21 protein-coding genes are annotated in these 20,927 nt (G+C 41.0%); 4 read left to right on the forward strand and 17 right to left on the reverse strand.

The window, feature by feature from the left end; genetic code table 11:
• Positions 1 to 53 precede the first annotated feature (53 nt).
• The 3 genes from MHH50_RS16685 to MHH50_RS16695 form a co-directional block, all read right to left on the reverse strand.
• A complete protein-coding gene (locus MHH50_RS16685) occupies positions 54 to 467 on the reverse strand; it encodes a VOC family protein (protein WP_076126726.1) in 414 nt (137 codons plus the stop codon).
• 34 nt (positions 468 to 501) lie between these two features.
• The gene (locus tag MHH50_RS16690; protein ID WP_076308318.1) at positions 502 to 1,425 is read right to left on the reverse strand and encodes a ketopantoate reductase family protein; all 924 of its coding nucleotides are present in this window, start codon (positions 1,423 to 1,425) and stop codon (positions 502 to 504) included.
• A gap of 255 nt (positions 1,426 to 1,680) precedes the next feature.
• Positions 1,681 to 3,453 carry an ABC transporter substrate-binding protein gene (locus MHH50_RS16695; RefSeq protein WP_076190221.1) on the reverse strand — a complete coding sequence of 591 codons (1,773 nt, stop codon included), beginning with the start codon at positions 3,451 to 3,453 and terminating at the stop codon, positions 1,681 to 1,683.
• Between the two features lie 143 nt (positions 3,454 to 3,596).
• On the opposite strand from MHH50_RS16695, the gene MHH50_RS16700 reads away from it, so the two are divergent.
• The gene (locus tag MHH50_RS16700) at positions 3,597 to 4,841 is read left to right on the forward strand and encodes an MFS transporter (RefSeq protein WP_076126732.1); all 1,245 of its coding nucleotides are present in this window, start codon (positions 3,597 to 3,599) and stop codon (positions 4,839 to 4,841) included.
• A 163-nt stretch (positions 4,842 to 5,004) separates the two neighbouring features.
• Here MHH50_RS16700 and MHH50_RS16705 read toward each other — a convergent pair whose 3' ends face one another.
• Complete coding sequence (locus MHH50_RS16705; RefSeq protein WP_076217735.1) at positions 5,005 to 5,961, reverse strand: WYL domain-containing protein; 957 nt, start codon at positions 5,959 to 5,961, stop codon at positions 5,005 to 5,007.
• Between the two features lie 111 nt (positions 5,962 to 6,072).
• On the opposite strand from MHH50_RS16705, the gene MHH50_RS16710 reads away from it, so the two are divergent.
• The gene (locus tag MHH50_RS16710) at positions 6,073 to 7,008 is read left to right on the forward strand and encodes a Gfo/Idh/MocA family oxidoreductase (protein ID WP_076279340.1); all 936 of its coding nucleotides are present in this window, start codon (positions 6,073 to 6,075) and stop codon (positions 7,006 to 7,008) included.
• Between the two features lie 355 nt (positions 7,009 to 7,363).
• Here MHH50_RS16710 and MHH50_RS16715 read toward each other — a convergent pair whose 3' ends face one another.
• The 4 genes from MHH50_RS16715 to MHH50_RS16730 form a co-directional block, all read right to left on the reverse strand.
• Positions 7,364 to 7,834: a DUF3889 domain-containing protein gene (locus MHH50_RS16715; RefSeq protein ID WP_256715986.1), complete on the reverse strand. Its 471-nt coding sequence runs from the start codon at positions 7,832 to 7,834 to the stop codon at positions 7,364 to 7,366.
• 197 nt (positions 7,835 to 8,031) lie between these two features.
• Positions 8,032 to 8,658 (reverse strand): type 1 glutamine amidotransferase family protein, encoded by a 627-nt coding sequence (locus tag MHH50_RS16720; RefSeq protein WP_076179951.1) that lies wholly within the window; start codon positions 8,656 to 8,658, stop codon positions 8,032 to 8,034.
• 109 nt (positions 8,659 to 8,767) lie between these two features.
• Complete coding sequence (locus tag MHH50_RS16725) at positions 8,768 to 9,730, reverse strand: YafY family protein (RefSeq protein ID WP_076279339.1); 963 nt, start codon at positions 9,728 to 9,730, stop codon at positions 8,768 to 8,770.
• 558 nt (positions 9,731 to 10,288) lie between these two features.
• A complete protein-coding gene (locus MHH50_RS16730; RefSeq protein WP_340033152.1) occupies positions 10,289 to 11,101 on the reverse strand; it encodes a hypothetical protein in 813 nt (270 codons plus the stop codon).
• Between the two features lie 539 nt (positions 11,102 to 11,640).
• Between MHH50_RS16730 and MHH50_RS16735 the strand changes: the two genes are divergently transcribed.
• Both MHH50_RS16735 and map read left to right on the forward strand, forming a co-directional pair.
• Entirely contained in the window at positions 11,641 to 12,225 is a 585-nt protein-coding gene (locus tag MHH50_RS16735; protein WP_076279337.1) for a TetR/AcrR family transcriptional regulator, read from the forward strand.
• A 7-nt stretch (positions 12,226 to 12,232) separates the two neighbouring features.
• Positions 12,233 to 12,979 carry a type I methionyl aminopeptidase gene (gene map / locus MHH50_RS16740; protein ID WP_076277026.1) on the forward strand — a complete coding sequence of 249 codons (747 nt, stop codon included), beginning with the start codon at positions 12,233 to 12,235 and terminating at the stop codon, positions 12,977 to 12,979.
• Positions 12,980 to 13,250: 271 nt separating this feature from the next.
• Here map and MHH50_RS16745 read toward each other — a convergent pair whose 3' ends face one another.
• The 9 genes from MHH50_RS16745 to MHH50_RS16785 all read right to left on the reverse strand — a co-directional run bounded on the left by MHH50_RS16745 (position 13,251) and on the right by MHH50_RS16785 (position 20,839).
• Entirely contained in the window at positions 13,251 to 14,105 is an 855-nt protein-coding gene (locus MHH50_RS16745; RefSeq protein ID WP_076220624.1) for a GNAT family N-acetyltransferase, read from the reverse strand.
• A gap of 288 nt (positions 14,106 to 14,393) precedes the next feature.
• A complete protein-coding gene (locus MHH50_RS16750) occupies positions 14,394 to 15,134 on the reverse strand; it encodes a class I SAM-dependent methyltransferase (protein WP_340033153.1) in 741 nt (246 codons plus the stop codon).
• A 178-nt stretch (positions 15,135 to 15,312) separates the two neighbouring features.
• Positions 15,313 to 16,287 (reverse strand): phosphotransferase, encoded by a 975-nt coding sequence (locus tag MHH50_RS16755; protein ID WP_340033154.1) that lies wholly within the window; start codon positions 16,285 to 16,287, stop codon positions 15,313 to 15,315.
• Positions 16,288 to 16,514: 227 nt separating this feature from the next.
• A complete protein-coding gene (locus tag MHH50_RS16760; protein WP_312149477.1) occupies positions 16,515 to 17,387 on the reverse strand; it encodes an AraC family transcriptional regulator in 873 nt (290 codons plus the stop codon).
• Between the two features lie 242 nt (positions 17,388 to 17,629).
• Entirely contained in the window at positions 17,630 to 18,109 is a 480-nt protein-coding gene (locus MHH50_RS16765; RefSeq protein WP_340033155.1) for a flavodoxin domain-containing protein, read from the reverse strand.
• A gap of 33 nt (positions 18,110 to 18,142) precedes the next feature.
• Positions 18,143 to 18,994 carry a hypothetical protein gene (locus MHH50_RS16770; RefSeq protein ID WP_339187252.1) on the reverse strand — a complete coding sequence of 284 codons (852 nt, stop codon included), beginning with the start codon at positions 18,992 to 18,994 and terminating at the stop codon, positions 18,143 to 18,145.
• A gap of 60 nt (positions 18,995 to 19,054) precedes the next feature.
• Positions 19,055 to 19,678, reverse strand: coding sequence for a TetR/AcrR family transcriptional regulator (locus MHH50_RS16775; protein ID WP_340033156.1), 624 nt, complete (start codon positions 19,676 to 19,678; stop codon positions 19,055 to 19,057).
• Between the two features lie 186 nt (positions 19,679 to 19,864).
• Positions 19,865 to 19,966, reverse strand: a complete 102-nt coding sequence (locus MHH50_RS16780; RefSeq protein WP_197069683.1) for a sporulation protein YjcZ — start codon at positions 19,964 to 19,966, stop codon at positions 19,865 to 19,867.
• 363 nt (positions 19,967 to 20,329) lie between these two features.
• Entirely contained in the window at positions 20,330 to 20,839 is a 510-nt protein-coding gene (locus tag MHH50_RS16785; RefSeq protein WP_076308323.1) for a GNAT family N-acetyltransferase, read from the reverse strand.
• Between the last annotated feature and the right edge of the window lie 88 nt (positions 20,840 to 20,927).

Here is a 20,927-nt window from a genome sequence, read left to right on the forward strand (position 1 = left end):
ACTCGGCCCCTTGTGATACAGAATATTATCTGACCGTGCAACACATCAATCGATTACACATTCCCCGAAAGATTTAATTGCCATGACACACCAAATTGATCCGCTACCCAGCCAAATTTCGAACTGAATGGATATTCGCCTAGTGGCATGAGCACCTGTCCACCCTGGGATAATGCTGCATAGACGCGGTCAATTTCGGCTTCACTTTCACAATTCACATATAAGGATACCGCTGGAGTAAAGGTGAATCCATGCTTCACGTAGCTATCTATACACATAAAGACTTGTCCATGTAATGAAAAAGTAGCCTGCATGACACTCCCTTCAGGGCCTGCTTCATTTGTCCCATAACGTTTAATACTGATGATTTCGGAGTGATCAAATAAAGAAGTATAAAAATTCATAGCTTCTTCAGCCTTTCCTTCGAACATTAGAAATGTCATTATCTTTTGATTCAGTTCCTTCATAATCGTCCAGCTCCTTAAAGTAATTTTATACAGATCATCTCATATCATTAACGCTTTCATATACTTTCAAACGGGCATATACGGTTTCGAGAATGGGATACACAACTTGACCAGATACAGCCATCGCCAAAAGTGCACCATGCAGATGCTCAGCTTCCACTGGCAGATGTTTTAGCATATCCCTATGCATAGAGGAAGTAAATTCGGGTAGCACCGAATCCATCTTTTGCATCGTAGCAGTCACCATATCTGCTCCAACAGGCATTCCTGCACTTTGCGCTATACTCACGATCTCATTCAGAAGCTGTTCATAAATAGTACGCGCTGTAGATGAGGCTAAAATGGGTCCAACCGAGCTATCCATTAAAGTTGTAATCCCGCTTAAACTAGCTACGAATATATATTTCTGCCACACTTCGCGCTGAATATCAGAGCTTAGTATCACAGTGAAACCTGCTTTATCCAAATGACTGAGAAGTTTCTGCGTTCGTTCTGACTCCCCACCCGCCCATTCACCAAACACAATACTATGAAAAGAACTACTTTGTATGATAGCTCCATTAGAACCTAACGTTGTCTCGATATAACAAAGACCACCCAGTACCTTTTCTGCTCCAAAATGCTGCTGCAAAATACCAAAATGTTTATACCCATTAAGGAGCGGGAGAATCATAGTCTGTTCACCGACGAAAGGGGTAAGATCCATCATCACCTGAGGCAAATGATAGGCCTTCACTGCAATAATAATACAGTCAAAAGGCTCTGCCTTCTCCCCATATGTAATCGTCCGAACGGGAGTCTGAAAGTCACCATGCACACTTTTTATTGCCAGACCCTCATCTTCTAACTGCTTTTGTTTAGTAGAACGGACTAGAAAAGTTACATCTTCCCCTTTTTGAACCAGACGCCCTCCAAAATAACCACCAATAGCTCCTGCACCCACGAATAGAAAACGCATGTAAGTCTCCCCTTTTTTCACCTTATTTTTAACAAATAAAAAGACCGCTTAGCTTATCCGCTAAACAGGTCCGAATGGCAAAAAAAGAGTCAAGTATCGACCGTTCTTTTGTCTCGGTCCATACGGATCTGAGCAAAATCCAACGAGTTCACCTCCATGGCTACAAATAAATTACTATTCATAAATCTGATCCATCTAGAGCGCCATTCGATTCTATCGATACAGCCTCCCTGGAAAGTATAACAAAAGAAAACCTTAAAGCCTAGTTTTAATCCATAACTTAGAGATGTCCAGAAACCCGAAGGAACCGGTGTGCAGACCAAACAGGCTTTGATTTAGCTGAGCTTTTTTATTCATATGACAGCCATGCAGCACCCAATAATTGTCTCGTAGAATTCCCTCCGCTTGATTCAGCAGTTTCACCCGTTCATCCTTTGGAGATTCTGTGAAAGGACCTAATACCTTCGAAAACAATGAAATCTGGTCCTCTCTAAGCAAAGAAAATAAATAATTAGATTTATTATTAAAGTAGTTAATCATTCCCCATTGCCAATCATCTTCTAAAACCTCTTCAGCAAGCTGGATCTCGGCTGTTGTCTGTATATAATCTGCCTTAAATTCATTGAAAAAATATAACTCAATTTGCAAACCTACGGAGGCAGCGCGTGTTTGGAGCCATAACGCTTCTTCTCGTTCTTCTTTTTTATCCTTAGTTGCTAAAGTAATGACTTCTCCCTGATACCCGTTTTCCGCTAAAAGCGCTCGGGCATGTTCCAAAGTTGGATCTAGAAGCTCTCTCTTACTGCTCTCCCATGGCAAAAAGCTATCTGCTGGGGTGATACGATTGCCACCCAATTCTTTTATTAAAGCCGTTCGACTGTAAAGGATACGGATCACTTGGCGAAACCATAGCTGCTGATGAATTCCCTCTCTATGAAAATTAAACAGAATATATCTGCAGCCTAAGGCTGGGTAATCTATACTGTGATTGCTGATGATATCAGGTAAAAGTTCCCCATGTTCAGGATCTGGCAGCTGGTATTGGCGTTCATTAGAAGCCTCTTTTGGCAAATACCAAATCTCAACACGATCCAGGAGCGGCCGAATTCCAAAATAAAAATCAAAAGCTGCGAGCACCAAAACATCCTCATTCAGATCCAATAAACGGTAGGGACCTGTACCGCTTACTTCACTAGTGATGTCTATATCATAAGGAAGAATGGACATGTGAATACAACTGAACAGATGCAGAAAAAAGAGATTTGGACGTGACAACACAAACCGGATTCGATGATCTCCTTCAACCTCTACTCGTTCGATATCCTTATAAAGGCTAACCGCTGGGCTGTTCAAGTCGATAAGCCGTTGCAGCGTCTCTTTTACATCTCTCGAGGTCATGATTCTTCCGTGATGAAAGCGTACCCCCTTGCGGAGGTAAAAAATATAACTTGTATGCTCCTCATTAGCTTCCCACATATGGGCCAAACCAGGAAGAAAGGTATCGGTCGTTGCGTCATAAGTAACTAGTGTGCTATAGATTTGACCCAGCAAATAGGATTCAAAAGCGGTGTATACATAAGCAGGGTCCAGCACTTCCATATGCCGGTTACGGGTAATCCGCAGGACGTCCAGCCCTGAGGTTGACTCTGCTTCACTACGGAAACCCATCTGTTTATTTAACATCGTTAATAATCGTTCCTTTAAGGGTCCGGTCACCTGATCGCTGCTCATCAATTCGATAGCTTCTTTTATCTTCCCTTTACTGACTAACTCCTGAAAGCTATCCTCGAATACCTCATCAATACTTTTTAAAAAAGTAAGTTGAGAGATATGCCCCCTGCCTCTCCCCGGCTGCCATTGAATATATTCCTGCTCTTCCAGTTTCCGCAGCACGAATTTAACATTACGTGGAGTGCAAATCAGGATCGAAGCCAATAAATCTATCGTCACAGGAACAGGTTCATTCACTTTGAACGAACTAGTAACGCCTGCTGCTAAACATAAAAAATGATTACTTATCTGGTCCAAATGGTTCACTCCTTTAAAGGTGAAATGGTCAATGTAATTCTTACACTTTTCCTTCCCCCTTTTATCATTATAATTATACATAAATCAACAAGGAATATGCAGCAACAATATTAGAGCAATAAGACTAGGAGATCGTAATCATTATGAATCAGCATCTAAGGCACATTCACCCACTAGCCTGGACAATTATCATCGGCACCATGTTCGGACGTCTGGTGACCTCGATGAGCATCCCGTTCTTATCCATCTATCTAACCCAAGTTCTCGGAGCTTCCCCGACACAAACAGGGATTACGGTCGCGGTTAGCTCGCTGGCAGGCGTATTGGCCAGTTTTTATGGCGGTTATATTTCTGATATTGTTGGTCGTAAAATCGTCATGTTAATCTCGGTATTTGGCTGGGCAGCCGTCTTCTTCGGGTTCTCAGTGGCTCAACATCTATGGGTATTTTTCCTGGTGAACACCTTGAACGGCTTATGTCGATCTGTATTCGAGCCTACTTCACGGGCACTTTTGTCCGATATTACACCACCCGAGAGTAAGCTGCTTGTCTTTAATCTTAGATATGCAGCAATTAATCTTGGTGTAGTATTTGGTCCAATCATTGGGCTACAGCTTGGCTCTGCGGAATCAACTTTTCCTTTTCTAATCGCAGGAATCGTATATGTTGCATATGGAATTGTATTATTCATGCAATTTAAGGCACATCGTTCAAGCATGCCCGCCCGTACACAAGCTCAAGCACCACGTTTACTCGAAGCTTTGACAATCACCGGTAAAGACCGTGTGTTCCTACCTGTACTCCTGGGTACCATCTTTTGTGTATTAGGATACGGTCACTTCGGCTCAACAATGGCTCAATATTTAGCGATGAATACGCATTTCACCAATGGTGGGCAATTATTCTCCTATATGTTGTCACTGAATGCTATAACCGTGTTAGTAGTGCAGTATCCCATTGTACGAACGGCAAGTAAATTCCCGCCGATTGTCCCTTTAATCCTTGGGAATATCTGCGTTGCACTTAGTCTTCTCTTAGTGGGGCTTGCAGGTGGTGTGGCTCTATTAATGATCAGTGTAGTTCTGTTCACTATAGGGGAAGTCTTACTCTTTACGATGATGGATATGTTGATCGATCGGATTGCCAAACCTGAAATGAAAGGGACGTACTTTGGTACGATTGGCTTTAATAATTTAGGGAGTGTTATGGCACCTATCTTCGGCGGGGTGTTGTTAGACCATTATGGCGCTCAGAATGGCCTTGCGATCTTCGTACCGTTGGCTTTAACAACAGCTTTTGGTCTTCCTTTTCTTCTCGTAGCGCACAAAAGACTTGTTGCCAGAGAGAAATTAACACTTGGTGTTGAAACTAGAGCAATAAAAGGATAACTTATCTAATTAAATATGTCATTTACTGGATCACACTCACCTTAGTTAACATAATCATTATTATGTTAACTAACTATATGAATTAATTCATTTATCAGAAAATCGGGACCGTATCTTTGCAGAATATGCAATAGCTACGGTCTCTTTTACATAGAAAAAACGGTTAATCATATATTCCCTGCAGAAAACTCAACTGACCTTTCACATATTGCCTTAGCTCTAAGGGCTCAATGATTTCGGAATGTCCTATTATGCTCCAGATATTAGCACATGCACTTTCATAACCAAACATATTCACCTTTAAAATGAATGCATCCCCTTCTTCCCTCATTTCCATGACCTCTAGCTGAGATAAAGAAGACCTTGTTCTCTTATCGGCTCTAATCACAACAGGATAGACCTCTTCCTCTTTACAAGCTTGCTTAAAAACCTGTCCCTGCCGCTTCCAGTGCTCTTCTAATGAAAAATCCATAGGTATAGAGTACTCTTCTTCCAAAAGCTGCGTAGAGGCAATTCGCTCACATTTAAATGTGCGGATGTGCTTAGCTTCTTCACAGTAGGCTATAAGATACCATTCCTCTTTTTTCACCACAAGACCATAGGGCTGTAATTTCCTGCATGATATTTCTCCGCTAACCTTTTGGTACGCAATCTGTAGTTTCTGAGATCGCCAAACGGCTGTCCGAATAGATTCCAGACAGGGAATTTCTATTCGTTCTGTCCACCAAGGTGTGTCATCGAAATAAAAGCGTTTTTGCGCTTTCTGAATGTCAGGTTGGTAGGATGCGGGCAATGTTTTTTCTAATTTCAACAGCGTCGTTTTCAGCTTAAGACCCGATTCAGAATGGCCCCCAGAATAGATGCCCATACCTGTTAAATATAGATTGATTACATCTTCACCATGTAACTGCTTCAGGTTAACTGTGTATCCCTCCATTAAGGAGATGCCACCATTGGGCCCCGACATAGACAACAAAGGAATTCCAGCTTCAGCTAGCACATCAATATCTCTATAGATTGAACGTACAGAGGTCTCCAAGGCTTGAGCTAGTTCATTGGCCTTCATTTTCCCTCTCGATTCCACTAATAATAAAATAGCAATCAAACGATGCAAGCGCATGAGAACCTCCGAGCTTTTCTTTTTTATCTAGTATACTTCAAAATTCTTGCCATGATGTTGTCAACAATAACAGGTTATGATTAGTTCATTACATAAAGGGAGCTGAAACATATGAAAATTGCCGTATTAGGAACAGGGTTCGGAGCTTATCATGCAGAATTATTGACGAAAAATGAGCGTGTAGACAAAGTTATTGTTTATGGTAGAAATGAAGCTAAGCTGCAAAATTTAAAACAAACGTTAGGCGTTGAGATTACCACAAATATAGAGGATATCATGCTTGATACCACGATTGATGTGATCGATATCTGTCTGCCCGTGACTTTACATAGACAGTATGCCGTTGAGGCGCTTAAGCATGGAAAACATGTATTCTGTGAAACCCCCGTATGCTTTACCATTGAAGATGCCCTTGCGATGAAGGAAGCAGAACAATTGTATGGCAGACGAATTCTCGTGAACCAATTTATTAAATTTGATCCTGCGTACAAATATTTATACGAAACCACTTCTAATGAGAAATATGGAAAGCTTTTAGCCTTCACCTTAAAAAGAGAAACGTCTCCTCTCTGGGGGGATCTCGGACTTCATTCTATCTCCACAAATCTGATGATTCACGAACTTGATTTTGTAACGTGGCTGCTTGGATCGTTAGAAGAATACTTTGTGTGGGGAACCGATGGTGGACGAAGTGAACAAGCTTTAGTGCGTACCCATTTTCAGAAAACGAATGTCTCCGCAGAGATCGTTGTATCCTCACAAATGCCAACTGGTTATCCTTTTTCCGTAGGGTATGAGGCTTATTTTGAACAAGGAAAGCTAGTCTATCAAGAAAGTGACGACATGAACGGCACGGTTGAAGGATCATTAATTGAATATACCTCTGCAGGTAAACAGCAACTTTTGTTAGAACAAGCTAATCCTTTTGAAAAGAGTATTACGCATGCTCTCCAATGCTTAGAGGAGGGTTCTACATCAATAATCGAGTTAGACTATGCCTTACAAGCTATGGAATTAGCAATAAAAATAGAAAAAAAGCTTGTTTAAACATAAGGGTTGGTGTAGATATCCTTTTTCATGGTTTTTGTTTGTATGGGCGTAGAATTTGTAGAATTAGTGGATAGTAGCTAGGGAGAGGAATAGGTTTTGAGTTTTCTATTGTGAATTTTTCATATGTTGAAATTGTAGAATAAAGTAGTAAATTTAGTCCTTTTTGGTGCGCTATGCTTAGTTCTTGTTCATAAAAAGCTGTTATTTCACAGCATTTTGGAGGGATTTCATCCTTGGGATTAAGGTCGTTCAATTAGAGGATAAGTTAGCTGAACAGGCTGCCTATGATCTCGGCAGCCTGTTGTCATTGTGCTATCGTGCCCCATTAGCGTAATCTCGAGATTTATTAAATCTAACGATTAGTTTCGGAAAACTGAATAGATTGGATTGTATCAGTTAGCGGGTCAAATTGGATCGATACAAAAACTCCAAACTCGTTACCTGCTTTGCTTCTAATCCATAGTTTGAATTTCTCTTCAGACTTTTTAGGTGTTAGTTCAGTACGACCAATGTGCTTATAATCAATTATGACTGCATTGTATCGTTTTTGTGTTTCCTCTACTGCAATTTTGCCCCATTTTGCGTATTCAGGCGCAGCCTCTACTGTAACAGTGGAAAAAATAAGTATCGCCAAAAATGATATCAGTATTTTTTTCATAATAACCGCCCATCTGGAGAAGTTTTCAGTAATATCTCCCACTTTATCCAAATGTATTCTTAGACAACTTAACGCCAGCGTGCAGTCTACAACTTTATTTTTCAATTTATCAAGATCTAGATTTAGGAAAGTCAGATATAATAAAGGGTTCCACATATTAGTCATGACTAATATGTGGAACCCTTTATGCTTAACTATCGTACTCCGTTAGGATTTCTGTGAAACGAATATTTTAAATCGCATTGTTACTCATACGGCATCTTGTCCTTACCCATATATAACACACTGTTATATATGGGGTAATAGATGTAAAGTCGTTGGGTGTTCCATTCTTGTATATTTACCTGACACTCCCATATCTTTTATTGTATTGAATTCATCAACTCATAGTAATATTTAGAATCACTAGTCTTATAAAGGCTATACCAAGCGTCTAATGTTTTTGGAGAAAACACATCCAAAGCTTTCAAGATGTGTGCAGAAAATTCCAACGGAGCTATTCCAGATGCGGTGATCAGTTTTCCATCAGTTACAGCAGACTCCATTTTATAATGCTTTTCTCCTGTATAAGTGGGACAGATCATTTTAAGGTATTCCAGATCATTGCTTGTATGCCCACGTGAATTCAGCAATCCTGTCTGGGCAAGTCCCATTGTAGCACCACAAATCGCTGCAACCCATATACCTTCCCTTAAACACCTTTCAGCGATTTTTAAGAGGGGGTGGTGAATGGTTTCTGTCCATGTATCTCCACCGGGTAAAATCAATAGATCGGATCTTTCAATACTGCAATCATCCAATTTGATGTCAGGCAATATTTTCAATCCGCCCATTGTAGTTACTGGAGTCTTATCAATTCCCACGGTAACTATTTTTGATGGGGCCAGCCCCTTTTTATAATATCTTCCCGAGTTCAGTTCGGCAGTTAAGTAACCTATTTCCCAGTCTGCCATTGTGTCAAACACATAAAGATATACCGTATTATTCATTTGCAAGTTCTCCCTATTTTACAATTCATCAAGTGATACCAACCATCGGTAATCAATGATTATCATCATTATAAAATGACTTCACTGACATCCGCTGTCAGTGAAGTTTTTAAAGTTGATAATATTCCATTAACTCCGACACAACACCAACAAGTTTTTCCTTCAATTTCTGTGGTTCGATTACTTGAATGGATTTCCCGTAGGATAAGAGAAAATTAGGAACATAGGTATGAATTGATTTTTCCTCAAGTAAAAAGATTGCTTGATTTGATGTACGCTCTTTCAGATGATGCCCCAAAAACCAATGCAGGCATAAGTCATCCAACGCCTCTGACCTACCTTCGATAATTAAAGCAATTAACCCGTCCTTGCCGACTAAATCAGGTAATAGATTTCGCAAAAAAAATTCCCGAGCCAAAAAATCTTCGGAACGTTTAAATATGTTTTGAGTCCGCTTGATTTGTAAAATCCGTTCTACCCGAAAGCTGCGGATCTCATTTCTCAGGTGGCAAAATGCAACAATATACCATTTATTGTTCCAGTACACCATTCCATAGGGATCTATCACCCTAGTCTTGGGTTGATCATCACGGCGTGTGTGATAATCAATTTCTACAGAGAATTCGTTTGCTACAGCTTGCTCCAATTCCGCCAATACTGGCTGAATAGAAGGGTCTCCCCTACGGTTTATAACTTCAAATCCGGCTAAATGACGGCTGAGAACACTTTCCTGTTCCTGATTCGAATACATTTTCAATTTGGATGTCGCATTACCTAAAGCCTCACTCAAAGGGTATCCGGCTTCTTCTGCAAAAAGAGCAGCATGAAGAAGTGCTTTTTTTTCTTCAATATCAAATAGCAGAGGTGCTCTGATAAAATTATTCAGTAAGCTATACCCGCCATTATGACCAGTGTCGGATATTATAGGCACTCCACTGGCACTTAGCGCATCAATATACCGATAGACTGTCCTTATATTTATTTCTAACTTTTCGGATATTTGTTTTGCGGTCATTTTAACACCCGAATTCAGCATCCATAGGATTGCCAGCATATTATCGTTTTTTGGCATCACATATACCTCATCTTTTATTAGGATCGCTCAAAATTATTTGCTTTGCGAATCGCCTGCATCCCTTTATTCATCAATCTTGCAGCCTTTCAATCCTAACGTAGCATTCAATGTGTGTCGACTCCCGTAACTTAACAACAATCTGCAATTTTTAACATTGCTGCTCTTAGCTCAACTCAACATTCTACTTTACCACAACTTGTGATACAGTTCACCGCGCTGTTTGTAACGGTAAGTTTTTGGACCATCCTTTGCAGAATGCTCTTTCTTTGATCCGCTAGGTTCCAATTACCCTAACCGCCGTTCAGGGGACTAAAGAATATACACAGCATATACATCACCTGGAAGAATGGATATTTCCAGTTTCAATAAACTTGAGTGATGCGTATAGCCTTTACCAAGTAGACAGTTAATAACGCCTTTACACAAAAACAAACTTACCATGCGTCTGCTCATGAGCAGTAACGCACGGTAAGTTCCATCAATAATAACTCTTTATTTGGTAATATGTTGTATTTTTATGAAAATATCTTCCTTCTTCATTTATTTATGCCGTCATCAGTATTTAAGCTCAATATCCTTCCACATGGTATTCCCATCCTTGTCGAAGCCTGTCATCTCGGTAGCGCTCATCAATTCGCCTGTTTTGACATCAAAGAAAGCGCTCATTCTCAAACTGTCATTCTCACGATTAGGAGAATTCGGCGAGATACCCATAACTCTTAGCAGCAGACGTGTTTTGGAGGAGTTAGGATCAGTATTATACCCGCTGATAGTAAAATGATACCCCTTGATCCAGTCATCTGCTATAGCAGGATTTCCTGGTTTCATCCCCAGTCTCTCAACAGCTTGTTTAACTGCATCGGAAGAATCAATTTGAATATCAGATATCGCATACTGTCCTTTTACAAGTAAATTCTTATCGTGCTTTTTTACATCAGTCTTAATGGCCATTCCATTATCGATCTTGATATAAATAAAAACATTCCCTTTCTTGCTGCCAAATTCGAGATTCCAAGCATCTCTTGTTCCATCCGAACCATCGGTTCGTTCCTGGGAAACAGAAGTGTCATCCGTGCTTGTTATGTTAATAAGTAATGGCTCTTCTTCCGTCAGCTTCTTCGCCTCTGAGTACCCAAGGCGCAGTGCCTCCATCGCGGTTACGCTCTTCTTTTCATTGGTTCCCTTATTCGTTATTGTGGCAGCTGGTTTCTCTGTCTCGTTAATCATCTCACGGGTTGTTGTGGCGGCCTGTTCCTCTGATTTGTTAGAAGAGCCGTCGAAAAGAACATTTTTCATTCTGAAGAATAGAACGACCATCATCACAATCAATGTAATTGAGGCTATGCTAACATATTTTCTCTTACGCAAGGCTGCTTCTCCTTAGTTAATGAGTATAAGAAACTTTGGTTACGCCATAATTAACTGCTGAAGTAGTTTCCGTACTGTCCACACAATGACGATTAAATTTTCCAATTTTTAACACACCAAAATCATACAATAATGTTTCCTTAAATGCAATTCTTGTCGCATATTTTAAAATAACGGCTATTATTTACATTAACTCGAAACGAAATTGATCCTAGCTCACTGGTTTCAAAGGTTAAACTTGCCCCTATTTATGATACGGTTCACCGAGTCTGATCTTAAACTAAGCTGCCCGTAAGTGAATAAGTTAACATTCATTCCCTCGAATCCTTTGATAGACATCCGCATAGGAAAACTTAAGTTGTTCTCGCAACTTTTTATTTTCTTTTTCGAGCTTCTTCATCTTTCGTTTTAACGACGCAATGATGGTGTCCTTGTTGTTTTCATCGAACGCCAACAAATAATTGCATTTCTCCGCCTCATGCGTTACACTCTTTACATTGACAAATTTGCAGGTCTATAAAAAGGAGGTTAACGCGCCCATGTGCCCCCGTACCAAAGAACAAAATGAGCTCATACGCATGCAGCGCAGGGAACAAATCCTGGACTTCGCCGCGCGCACCTACTTCCTTACGGGCGGAAGCTTTGATATTCGCGATGTCGCCCGCGAGGCTGGTCTCGGTTATGGCACGGTATACCATTATTACCCCAACCGGCATTTACTAATAGAAGATGTGCTGAGCTGCGGCTTCGAGCAATGTGAGCAAGCCCTGACTCAATGGGCGAACATCAGCCGGGACACCCCTGACGACAGGCAGTTGTTAACGTATTGCAAGACGTTACTCCGGTTGTGGCAGTCAGATGCCCGCGCATATCTCGTCTACAAAATGGCGGCGGAGCATTATACAGGCTTGCCAGAAAAAGATCGACATCCTGCCAAAAGACGATTCACGGAAAGACTGTATGTTCCACTCCAATCGATCATCCAGCGCGAAGACGACAGCGTCGACCTTATGCTTGCCGTGTTGGTCGGCTGCTGCGGGCTGCACTACTATGCGAACACTTCCGAGTTGGACATCGATCGAATTGCCCAGCTCGCAATGCAAGCCATTACAAAGGAGTCCTAATACAAACATGGTTATCTTAAAAAGCAAGTATGAAATCGAAGCCATCCGCAAGGCATGCCAGGTTGTGGCCGAATGCCATCGCACAATTGCCCCGCTCATCAAACCGGGCATCACAACGAACGAGATTGAGCGCATATTCGAGGATATTATTTTGAAGCATGGCGCCAAACCATACACGAAGGGCTACAATGGCTATCAATATGCGACTTGTGCCTCCGTCAACGACGTAATTGCACATGGCTTCCCTACAAATAAGCCACTTGAGGAAGGCGATATCGTGACGATCGACACGGTAGCGGAGCTCGACGGCTGGCTCGGCGATTCAGCCTGGAGCTATGCGGTCGGGAAGATCTCACCGACGGCTGAGAAGCTGATGCGCGTCACGAAGGAGTGCCTTGACCTCGGCATCGCGCAGGCACAGCCCGGCAATCGTCTCGGAGACGTGACGAGCGCAATCCAGCGGCATGCCGAATCGAACAACTTCGGTGTCGTGCGCGACCTTCTCGCTCATGGCATCGGTCGTGACCTTCACGAGGAGCCGACCTATATGCATGTCGGCAAGCCCGGCAAAGGCCCCCGCATCAAGGAAGGCATGGTATTCACGATCGAGCCCATGATCACTGAAGGCACCTACAACATGACAATTGATCAGGACGGCTGGACCGCCCGGACGCTGGACCGCAAGCTCGCCGCCCAATACGAGCATACGATCGCCATCACCGCTGAAGGACCACAAATCCTGACCGCGCAATAGAACAATTAGAAGCCGACCAACGAGAGGGTCGACTTCTTTTTTATTTATTGAGCAGAACTTCTTTCTTCATCCGATACATGCGTTCATCCCGTTCTTTTATAGAGCTCAGCCGAAACAGGTTCGCCGACAGCGTATCGAGGTTACTCGCCTGGACGCGATCACATATTCATCTCCGTCAAACCATGACAAGATCGGAAAACTCCGACTAACTCCATTAATTCCTTATTTTCCCATCATGTACCATTCGCTTAATTCAATCTCATTATGTTTCTCATTTGTCTTTTGAAGTGTTTGAATAATTGAACCTTTTCAAATAATCACTTATTATACTCTGATCCTGATGCCACCATAACATGGAAAAATCAATTTTTTTTGCAAATCCTAGCTTTTTCGCTAACTGTATCGATCGTTCATTGCCAGCGTCACAACTATAATTCGGCAATAGATTGTGGTTCAAACAATGTTCTATAAATGCCGTACCCGTAAGTGTTGCTAACCCTTTATTCTGGTATTCATCCACGGTTACAATATCGATATCCGCATACCCTCGACCTACAAAATAAGAATTACAAACACTTGCAAATTGATCATCCTTCACTAGGCAGTATCCAAACCCTCTATCTATAAAGTTTTGTGCCGAACTCCATAGCGAGTCATAAGAAGCGTCCATTTCATTTTTGTATTTATCGAACAGAATGTCATCCATACGTTTCATTACAAATTGTTCTGGCGATGAGTTAAGGGTTTTTAGATGTTGGAATTGGGATAGCTCGAACGTAAAAGAAGAACGGTACAATAGTACAGTCTTTCCCGCTAGCCTATCGCCAATTTGAAAAAGCAAATCCGGCGTTGAAACATAAAGATCGTAGTAAATTGAATGATTTTGATCATTTAGCAAAAATTCAACCACATCGTTCATGAAGCTTTCATTGTCGCCACTGCCAGTCAAAAGATACTGTCCATATAAATTGATAATTAGACCGCAAGTAGGATTTTCTCTGCGATCAACAAACACCTTTCCAGACTGATTACGCTCAATTACGGAATATGCAAACACAGGTTCATACGCTAGATTTTTCAGCAGTGGCAGAATGTGAGCGTACTCTCCTTTAGATAACTCTATCATTTCATCTCTCCCTTCTATTTAGTTCCTCTACTTTTCACAAAACCTGATGCCTTATTACAACACAAAATATAGGAATAAATAGGATAAATAAAATAACCACTCTAATTTCATTTTCACCTAAGATTATTGCTGGTTTATCCCACCCTTTAGTTAAGCAAAAAAAATGGCTGCAGAAGCAACCACTATCAATTCCCGTTAGTTAAATGTATTCATTGAATTATCCATCCTTTTCAATTAATACAATTGCGTCACCTTAGATTTTTTCTATCGCAATACATTACGTTTCTCCTAACATTTCCTACAAACACTAATGATAGATGAAGATGACGGAGAAAACGGCGTTTTATCCCAGTCAGCATATTGATGTTCGACGCGAAAGCCGTGACGAGTTAATAAAGAATGTAGCGTATTCGGATCCGTGAACCGACAAGCAATTCGGGAAGTCGTTCGCTTATACCCCCAATCACGCATCGTGACCCAATGCATGATATGCTGGCCAGCATCGTAACATTGGGTACCTGATACCTTGACGTTATTTCCATCCTTATCAATAAATGATCCCCATTCTGTCTCCTCTTGATCGGATAAATCCGTTCCCTCCGGATTTCGGGTCTCAAATGCAAAGATTCCATGAGGTTGTAAATGTTTGTGAACGGTCGTGAGCAAATCGCTTTGATCTTGATCACTTAAAAATGCCTGAAAAGCATTACCAGTCAAATAAATCATCGAAAATCGCTTGTCCGATTCGAAGGTACGGGCATCACCTTCCATAAAAGTAACAGTCAGCCCTTTCGCCTTCAACCGCGCATACGCAATCATCGCTGAAGAGATATCTACACCGGTCATTGTTATACCGGCTTTCGAGAGGGGGATCGTTGTTAAGCCTGTACCACAAGCAAGTTCTAACACTTCCCCAGGACTCGATCTGGCAAGCTCAAGATAGAACTGATATTTGTCCATTTCACCGTCAAATTCAAGATCGTAATTTACCGGATCTTGAAATTCTTCAAGATTGCTATGTTCAATCAACACCATTCCCCCTTTCATTCCTTGTTAGAATATAATCGAAATAAATGCTAATCGACAGCCATCGCGCTTAACAGTATTATTTTACTATTTTTTTGATAACACGTTTGGTGATAAACGGTTATAATCAATTTTCATCAAACATACCAGTCCTAGTTAGTTCAACCCTGAACGTTCCATTTCATATTTTATAAAATATACTTTCACCATTGAGGAAGGGGCGACAATACTCAGCGCATAATTTGGGCATTCTTTCACGCATCCAGTCATGAACATGTACATTCTCTATCTGGAAGACGTAATACCCAATAATAGCGACCAACATTAAACCTTCCAACTGCTGTAGATCTTTCGCTTTATTTTCACACTCTCTGTAATACCCCTTTAGGAAAGTATCTCTTCGATCGGTTGGTAGCATCATAGCTCCCATGGCTACATCAAGTAAAGCATAACCTTTTCCGAAAAAGCCAAAATCGATGAAGTGCACCTTTCCTTCGGTTGTGATGATGATATTACCCATACACAAATCCCCATGAATAAGGTCCGGGCCAGCCTCCCCGCCATGGTCATCTAACCGGAAGTTGATCAATTGCAGCGTTTGTTCAATGACATTAGCATCAGAAGGCGTAAATAAATTCTTTTTCACACCCGAATGAATCACACGGATCATCCGTTCATTATAAGCTTTGCCTTGACTCGGGCGAATCTCCATACCTGAATGTTCGTACTGCCGAAAAAAAGTATGCAGTTCTGCTATTTGAGATCCCAGTTCTTTTACCAGTTCAAGATTGTTAACATCATTCATATTCATGTCTCTTCCATCCAACCAGGTGAGGACGGAGCAGTTTAGCAGTTCACCTTCGTATTCAATGATCGTAATAAGTTCACCCTCATTGTTTCTTACGGGAGTCTGTATTTCGTTGGTGCTCCAGCTTCCCAGCTTCTCAAGCATTTGCAATTCTCCAAGAATGCCGCTGTATGTATGTTGCAGACCTTTCATGTCCTCTATAAAAGGTTCATGAATGCGGAGTAAATATGATTTTCCCGTTCTGTCATTAACACGATAGGTTCTGTTCTCGTTATGCCTTAAGAAAATAATCTCAGGCTGTTGGATATCGTACCTGCCTAGTAAGTCCAAAAGCTTCTCGTTCGTCATAAGGGACTCCTTTAAAATAGAAGGATTCATTGATTCAATCTTCGTCTGAGTCATAAAAATTGAAATCTACTACATTCTAAAAATCATTCAATTCACCAATTGTACTTCTACAACATTTTCGAAATATCCTGCCTATAGCTTGACGAAGCTACCGGAATGATTTTTCTCGGCAGCTTCGTTGTGAAAGGATATTCAGCGCTCAGTTTCAATAGTCCAACCAAACTCTTTTATTTCTTAGTGATAGGCACCCATATTTCACTTTTAAAATTTGGCGATGTGATATCTTTGTGCTCATTCCATAGAATTTCAGGCCCTTTAATTAGCTCATATCCCGATGACGGAGCCCATTCCGAATATATTCGCCCCCAGATCTCTTGTAGCGCACTCGGAAAAGAGCCGACGACTGTGAATACAGCCCACATAGAGGCCGCCACTTCCAGCTGATCCAAGCCATTCCATGCGTCTTTCGTAGTGGCAACGCCAATATAATGATCGAACTCTCCTTTTTCCTCCATACGTCCTTCAGAGAAATTTGTAGAGGCGCTTATAAATCCTGAGGGCTCAACATCAGAAAATCTCTTCATCTCATCAATCATTTCCGGCGTCAACCCTTCATACATCGATGCAATCTCCGGATTAACCCCTTGGAAAATGATTGGAACCCGTTTTTTTATACCCACGATGCGAAAAGATTCTTTTTTTTCAATACGATAATTCATTTCATTTCCTCCTTTGATAGTCAGCTGAAACGACATCCGAGGGAACGCCTTAAGGGAATGTCCATGGACCCGAGCTTCCGAAGGACTAACCCCATGTATGCTATGGAAAGCCCTAGAAAAGGAATCCGGCGAATTATAACCATACTTCAGAGCAGCATCGATAATTTTGATATTACTTTGTGAAAGCTCGAGTGCTGCCAAAGTTAGACGTCGACGCCGGATGTATTCCGACAGAGTAATGCCTGCTAGGAAGGAGAACATACGAGTAAAATGATATTCCGAACAGCAGGCTATTTTCACAACCTCCTGATAATCAATGGGATTTGTTAGGTTCTCCTCAATATAGTTTATTGCTTTGTTCAGTTGTACCAGCGTATCCATGACGTTGCCTCCCCTCGTTAATTATAAGGTTATCAGAGATGGTTTTTATCTTCCCGACTTTATCTGCACGATTCTGTAGGGTTTTTTCATGTTTCGATGAACAGAGACTCAATACGAGGAAGTTACTCTCTTCTCACAAGAAGGACTACTTTTTTTTGAATGTCAAAATCATAGTAAACATAATAATAATTATGTTTACTATGATCCGAAGTGTGTTCAGAAGCTCGCTCGTCCACTCACTTTCACAACCTTTTTATAGCAAGAGCAAAACGCTCGATCGTCTCTTTTGATAACCCATTTACGTTCTTATTTTTTCCTTTTACCATCCGCAGTACAAACCGGTCTAGCAAAGTTAGCTTCTCTTCATAGATCTCATCTCCAAAAACTTCTTTCGTCACCGATTGGTCATATAACACTTCTGGAAACGCAGATTTCAATTCTTGTGAGGCCTGTTCACCTGTTGCTCCTGCACAAACAAACAATCCTACTCGTTTTTTCCCTAGTTCATTTTGATATTTTGTTGTAAAATCAGTCATTTGTTTTTGGATTTTTCCATAATAAATAGATCCTCCCAAGATGACCGTATCATATCGTTCTAGTGTCAGCTCTTTAACATGCATCAAATTAACTACTTCGGTTTCTTCGCCCAGTTGAGATTTTAATAAATAAGCCGCTTTTTCCGCACACCCATATTTCGAGGTATACATAATTATTGTCTTCATTCTAATCACTCCCTGCCGCTTGCTGGTCACTTATTATCTTAAGGGTTCACGTACATGCTTTAACAAAATAACCATACAAGCAGCAATAGCTACAGTCATCGTCGGAAAAATTACACACTCGGCTATAGACACAGCCACACCGCTATAGATCATTGCCACCAGCATTGCCGTAATTGCTAGCAGTAATGTAACTCCTTTAAAAACAACGACAGTTGCCAGTAGGTACCCAAAAGGTTGTCTACGAATGACCATAATCCCCGTTACAATTGCTAATGGGACTAAGATCGCAAGATCCAAAACTTGAATTACCAATGTACTATAGTGCTCTAGTCCTTGTGGCGGTGTTCCCCCCAGTAGTGAATTCAGTATTTTCCCTAACCAGAGCAATAAAATCATAAAAGCAATAACCATTAGGGAAAAGCCGATTCCTTTAGAAGGTAAACTGTTTTTAAAGTAAGTATGTATGGATTCTTTATCAAAGGAAAATAAGGCTAGGATGAATGCGAAAAAACTTAAAGAAAACAACAGCACATAAACTAAAAACAATGAATTGTACATCGTCAGAAAGCTGTAGGATGCGTAAGTATATAAAAAGTACCCCAGAGTACCCGTAAGGAGCATCCTCCCCTTTATCGAGCCTTTAATTGTCATGATGAGTGAACTGAGCAGTAAAGGTATGGCAAGAAATAATGTAACTCCATCCTGTGCTTTAGCTTGTGCCGCCGCAGAGACAGAATCATGGCTGTACACTCCTGACCCCTGAAGCTTTACATCCTCGCCCCATATTGACGTGAAAGTATATTTTGTTCCATCACTTATCCCATCTGAAAACAACCCAACTGCTGTTGCAAACACTGCAATAACCGAAATCAACACCGACAGCACTACGACTTTCCTTATATGTTTTATAACACCCTCCCCCTCCTCCATGAAAATATTTAGATTTCACCTGGAGGCAATAGCAACCATTGAATCCAAATGACATGAAATCAGAGCTTCGACCTGATCATTAGGCAGATCCTTTTCGACAAGCAACCGCATAATTAAACCGAACGCTGCACTCCATATCACCTGAGCTGTGAGTTCTACGAAAGCTTCTTCACGGTTTTTTTGTGCTTCAAATCTGAGCAGGCCCTGGCAGAGCATCCCAATCGCTTTACGTTCCTGTGCAGCTCCTCTAAATAGAACAGCCGTGTAACTAAGAACAGCCGGTGCATCGTTTAGCATGACATTCCGGTATTCTACACCCATAGAAAGAGACATCCTGATGAACTTCTCCAATGTTCGTTTTAAAAGTGTATCTGGAGGTAATTCCTGCTGTACCTCTTGTTGCACAGACTGAAGCTCAGAAAGCATATCCGTATATTTTTGTTGCAAATAGTTCTCGATAATCTCTTCTTTGCCTTTAAAATAATGATAAATAATTCCCGGTGAATATTCGATTTTCTCAGCGATTTTTCGGATAGACAGCTTCTCTATTCCCTCTTCGGCAATCAATAAAGCTGCATTTTGCAGGATTAGATTTCTCATTTCTTCACGCTCACGTACTTTTCGTTGTTCTTTAGTCATAAATTTGTCTCCTCATGTGTTGAACACCGTTTAATCTTTGAACACTGTTTAATATATGTTTTGGATTAGTATTATGTCAATATCCTTAGTCACATGTATTCCCCTCCTCCAATCTACATATCTGGACATAAAAAATCCGCCAGTCTATATAGACTGACGGAACCTTGAATTTGTGAAGTTAAAGGACTACAGACAGAGGGTTTTAGTAATGATAACCAACAGGATAAACAGAACCAGAATAGCTCCTGTGGAAGTGAAACCACCGTATCCTCCTGCAAATTCGCCCATTGTTGACTCCTCCTTTGTAATTGAGTACATCATAAGATATGCAATATTGCCCTCACTGACTGGGTATTTTGAACACAAAAAATAAACCAACGACCTTTTTTATGGTGAATGGTTTAATAGGTTGACATAATAAATGTTATGTTAACTATAATAGAGAGCATAAGATGCTCCCTACATCACAATTCGTATATGTTCTTAATAGCTAGCCAGTTTTATAAAAAATCACAATTTCCTGACCTTCCGTCTTGACGCTCTCTTTGTCATTCTCTACTGTCTAGCGCTCACTCGCTTAGCCCCTTTTTCAATCCATTTGCCGTTAGTAGCAAGCTCCTTAGCTAAAAGAAACCAGCAATATAACGGTTTTTATTTCTTAATCCTATTAATAGTTAATGTGTTGAAGTATTGGCTGGGGTTGCCTTGCTGTGGATTAAAGCGCTCTTGAAACTCTCCATGGGTATAGTCCCCGATCACTTTATGCCAGAAATCACGAGCAGGTGTATTCGCACGGACTTGTGAAACCTTCCATTCGCCAGGGTACATATCAAAAAGCTTATGCGCAGCCCATGTACCTACACCACTTCGGCGGTATTTTTGCATCACAAAAAACTCAGTCATATAAAACTGGCCTTCAGGATTACGCAGTAATCTGTCCACTAAAGCAAAACCAGCAATATGCCCGTCCACCTTAAACAAATATGCGAATTTATTATTTCCGCTACTCCAATAAGCTTCTAGTCCCGGATAGGCCGGAAATACCCCGTCTTGATTGACATCAAATTCTAAATAACGGGTGAAATCATATAGGTAGAACTGCATTAATCTGCTTATAGTATGCTTACGTTCTTTGGGAACCAGCTCAATTTCAAGTTTCATTATGTGCACCTCTGACATTTATGTTTACTTCACATCATAAAGCTTAGCGGCATCAGGAGCAAGGCTCGGACCTAGTTTCTCCTTCATT

This window comes from Paenibacillus sp. FSL H3-0302, assembly GCF_037982245.1.
GTDB classification, from domain to species: Bacteria; Bacillota; Bacilli; order Paenibacillales; family Paenibacillaceae; genus Paenibacillus_AQ; species Paenibacillus_AQ odorifer.

Excerpts from the sequence above, each read along its gene's own strand:
- MHH50_RS16685 (WP_076126726.1), bottom strand. The coding sequence starts at position 467 with ATGAAGGAACTGAATCAAAAGATAATGACATTTCTAATGTTCGAAGGA.
- MHH50_RS16690 (WP_076308318.1), bottom strand. The coding sequence starts at position 1,425 with ATGCGTTTTCTATTCGTGGGTGCAGGAGCTATTGGTGGTTATTTTGGA.
- MHH50_RS16700 (WP_076126732.1), top strand. The coding sequence starts at position 3,597 with ATGAATCAGCATCTAAGGCACATTCACCCACTAGCCTGGACAATTATC.
- MHH50_RS16705 (WP_076217735.1), bottom strand. The coding sequence starts at position 5,961 with ATGCGCTTGCATCGTTTGATTGCTATTTTATTATTAGTGGAATCGAGA.
- MHH50_RS16710 (WP_076279340.1), top strand. The coding sequence starts at position 6,073 with ATGAAAATTGCCGTATTAGGAACAGGGTTCGGAGCTTATCATGCAGAA.
- MHH50_RS16715 (WP_256715986.1), bottom strand. The coding sequence starts at position 7,834 with ATGACTAATATGTGGAACCCTTTATTATATCTGACTTTCCTAAATCTA.
- MHH50_RS16720 (WP_076179951.1), bottom strand. The coding sequence starts at position 8,658 with ATGAATAATACGGTATATCTTTATGTGTTTGACACAATGGCAGACTGG.
- MHH50_RS16725 (WP_076279339.1), bottom strand. The coding sequence starts at position 9,730 with ATGCCAAAAAACGATAATATGCTGGCAATCCTATGGATGCTGAATTCG.
- MHH50_RS16735 (WP_076279337.1), top strand. The coding sequence starts at position 11,641 with ATGTGCCCCCGTACCAAAGAACAAAATGAGCTCATACGCATGCAGCGC.
- map (WP_076277026.1), top strand. The coding sequence starts at position 12,233 with ATGGTTATCTTAAAAAGCAAGTATGAAATCGAAGCCATCCGCAAGGCA.
- MHH50_RS16745 (WP_076220624.1), bottom strand. The coding sequence starts at position 14,105 with ATGATAGAGTTATCTAAAGGAGAGTACGCTCACATTCTGCCACTGCTG.
- MHH50_RS16755 (WP_340033154.1), bottom strand. The coding sequence starts at position 16,287 with ATGACGAACGAGAAGCTTTTGGACTTACTAGGCAGGTACGATATCCAA.
- MHH50_RS16760 (WP_312149477.1), bottom strand. The coding sequence starts at position 17,387 with ATGGATACGCTGGTACAACTGAACAAAGCAATAAACTATATTGAGGAG.
- MHH50_RS16765 (WP_340033155.1), bottom strand. The coding sequence starts at position 18,109 with ATGAAGACAATAATTATGTATACCTCGAAATATGGGTGTGCGGAAAAA.
- MHH50_RS16775 (WP_340033156.1), bottom strand. The coding sequence starts at position 19,678 with ATGACTAAAGAACAACGAAAAGTACGTGAGCGTGAAGAAATGAGAAAT.
- MHH50_RS16780 (WP_197069683.1), bottom strand. The coding sequence starts at position 19,966 with ATGGGCGAATTTGCAGGAGGATACGGTGGTTTCACTTCCACAGGAGCT.
- MHH50_RS16785 (WP_076308323.1), bottom strand. The coding sequence starts at position 20,839 with ATGAAACTTGAAATTGAGCTGGTTCCCAAAGAACGTAAGCATACTATA.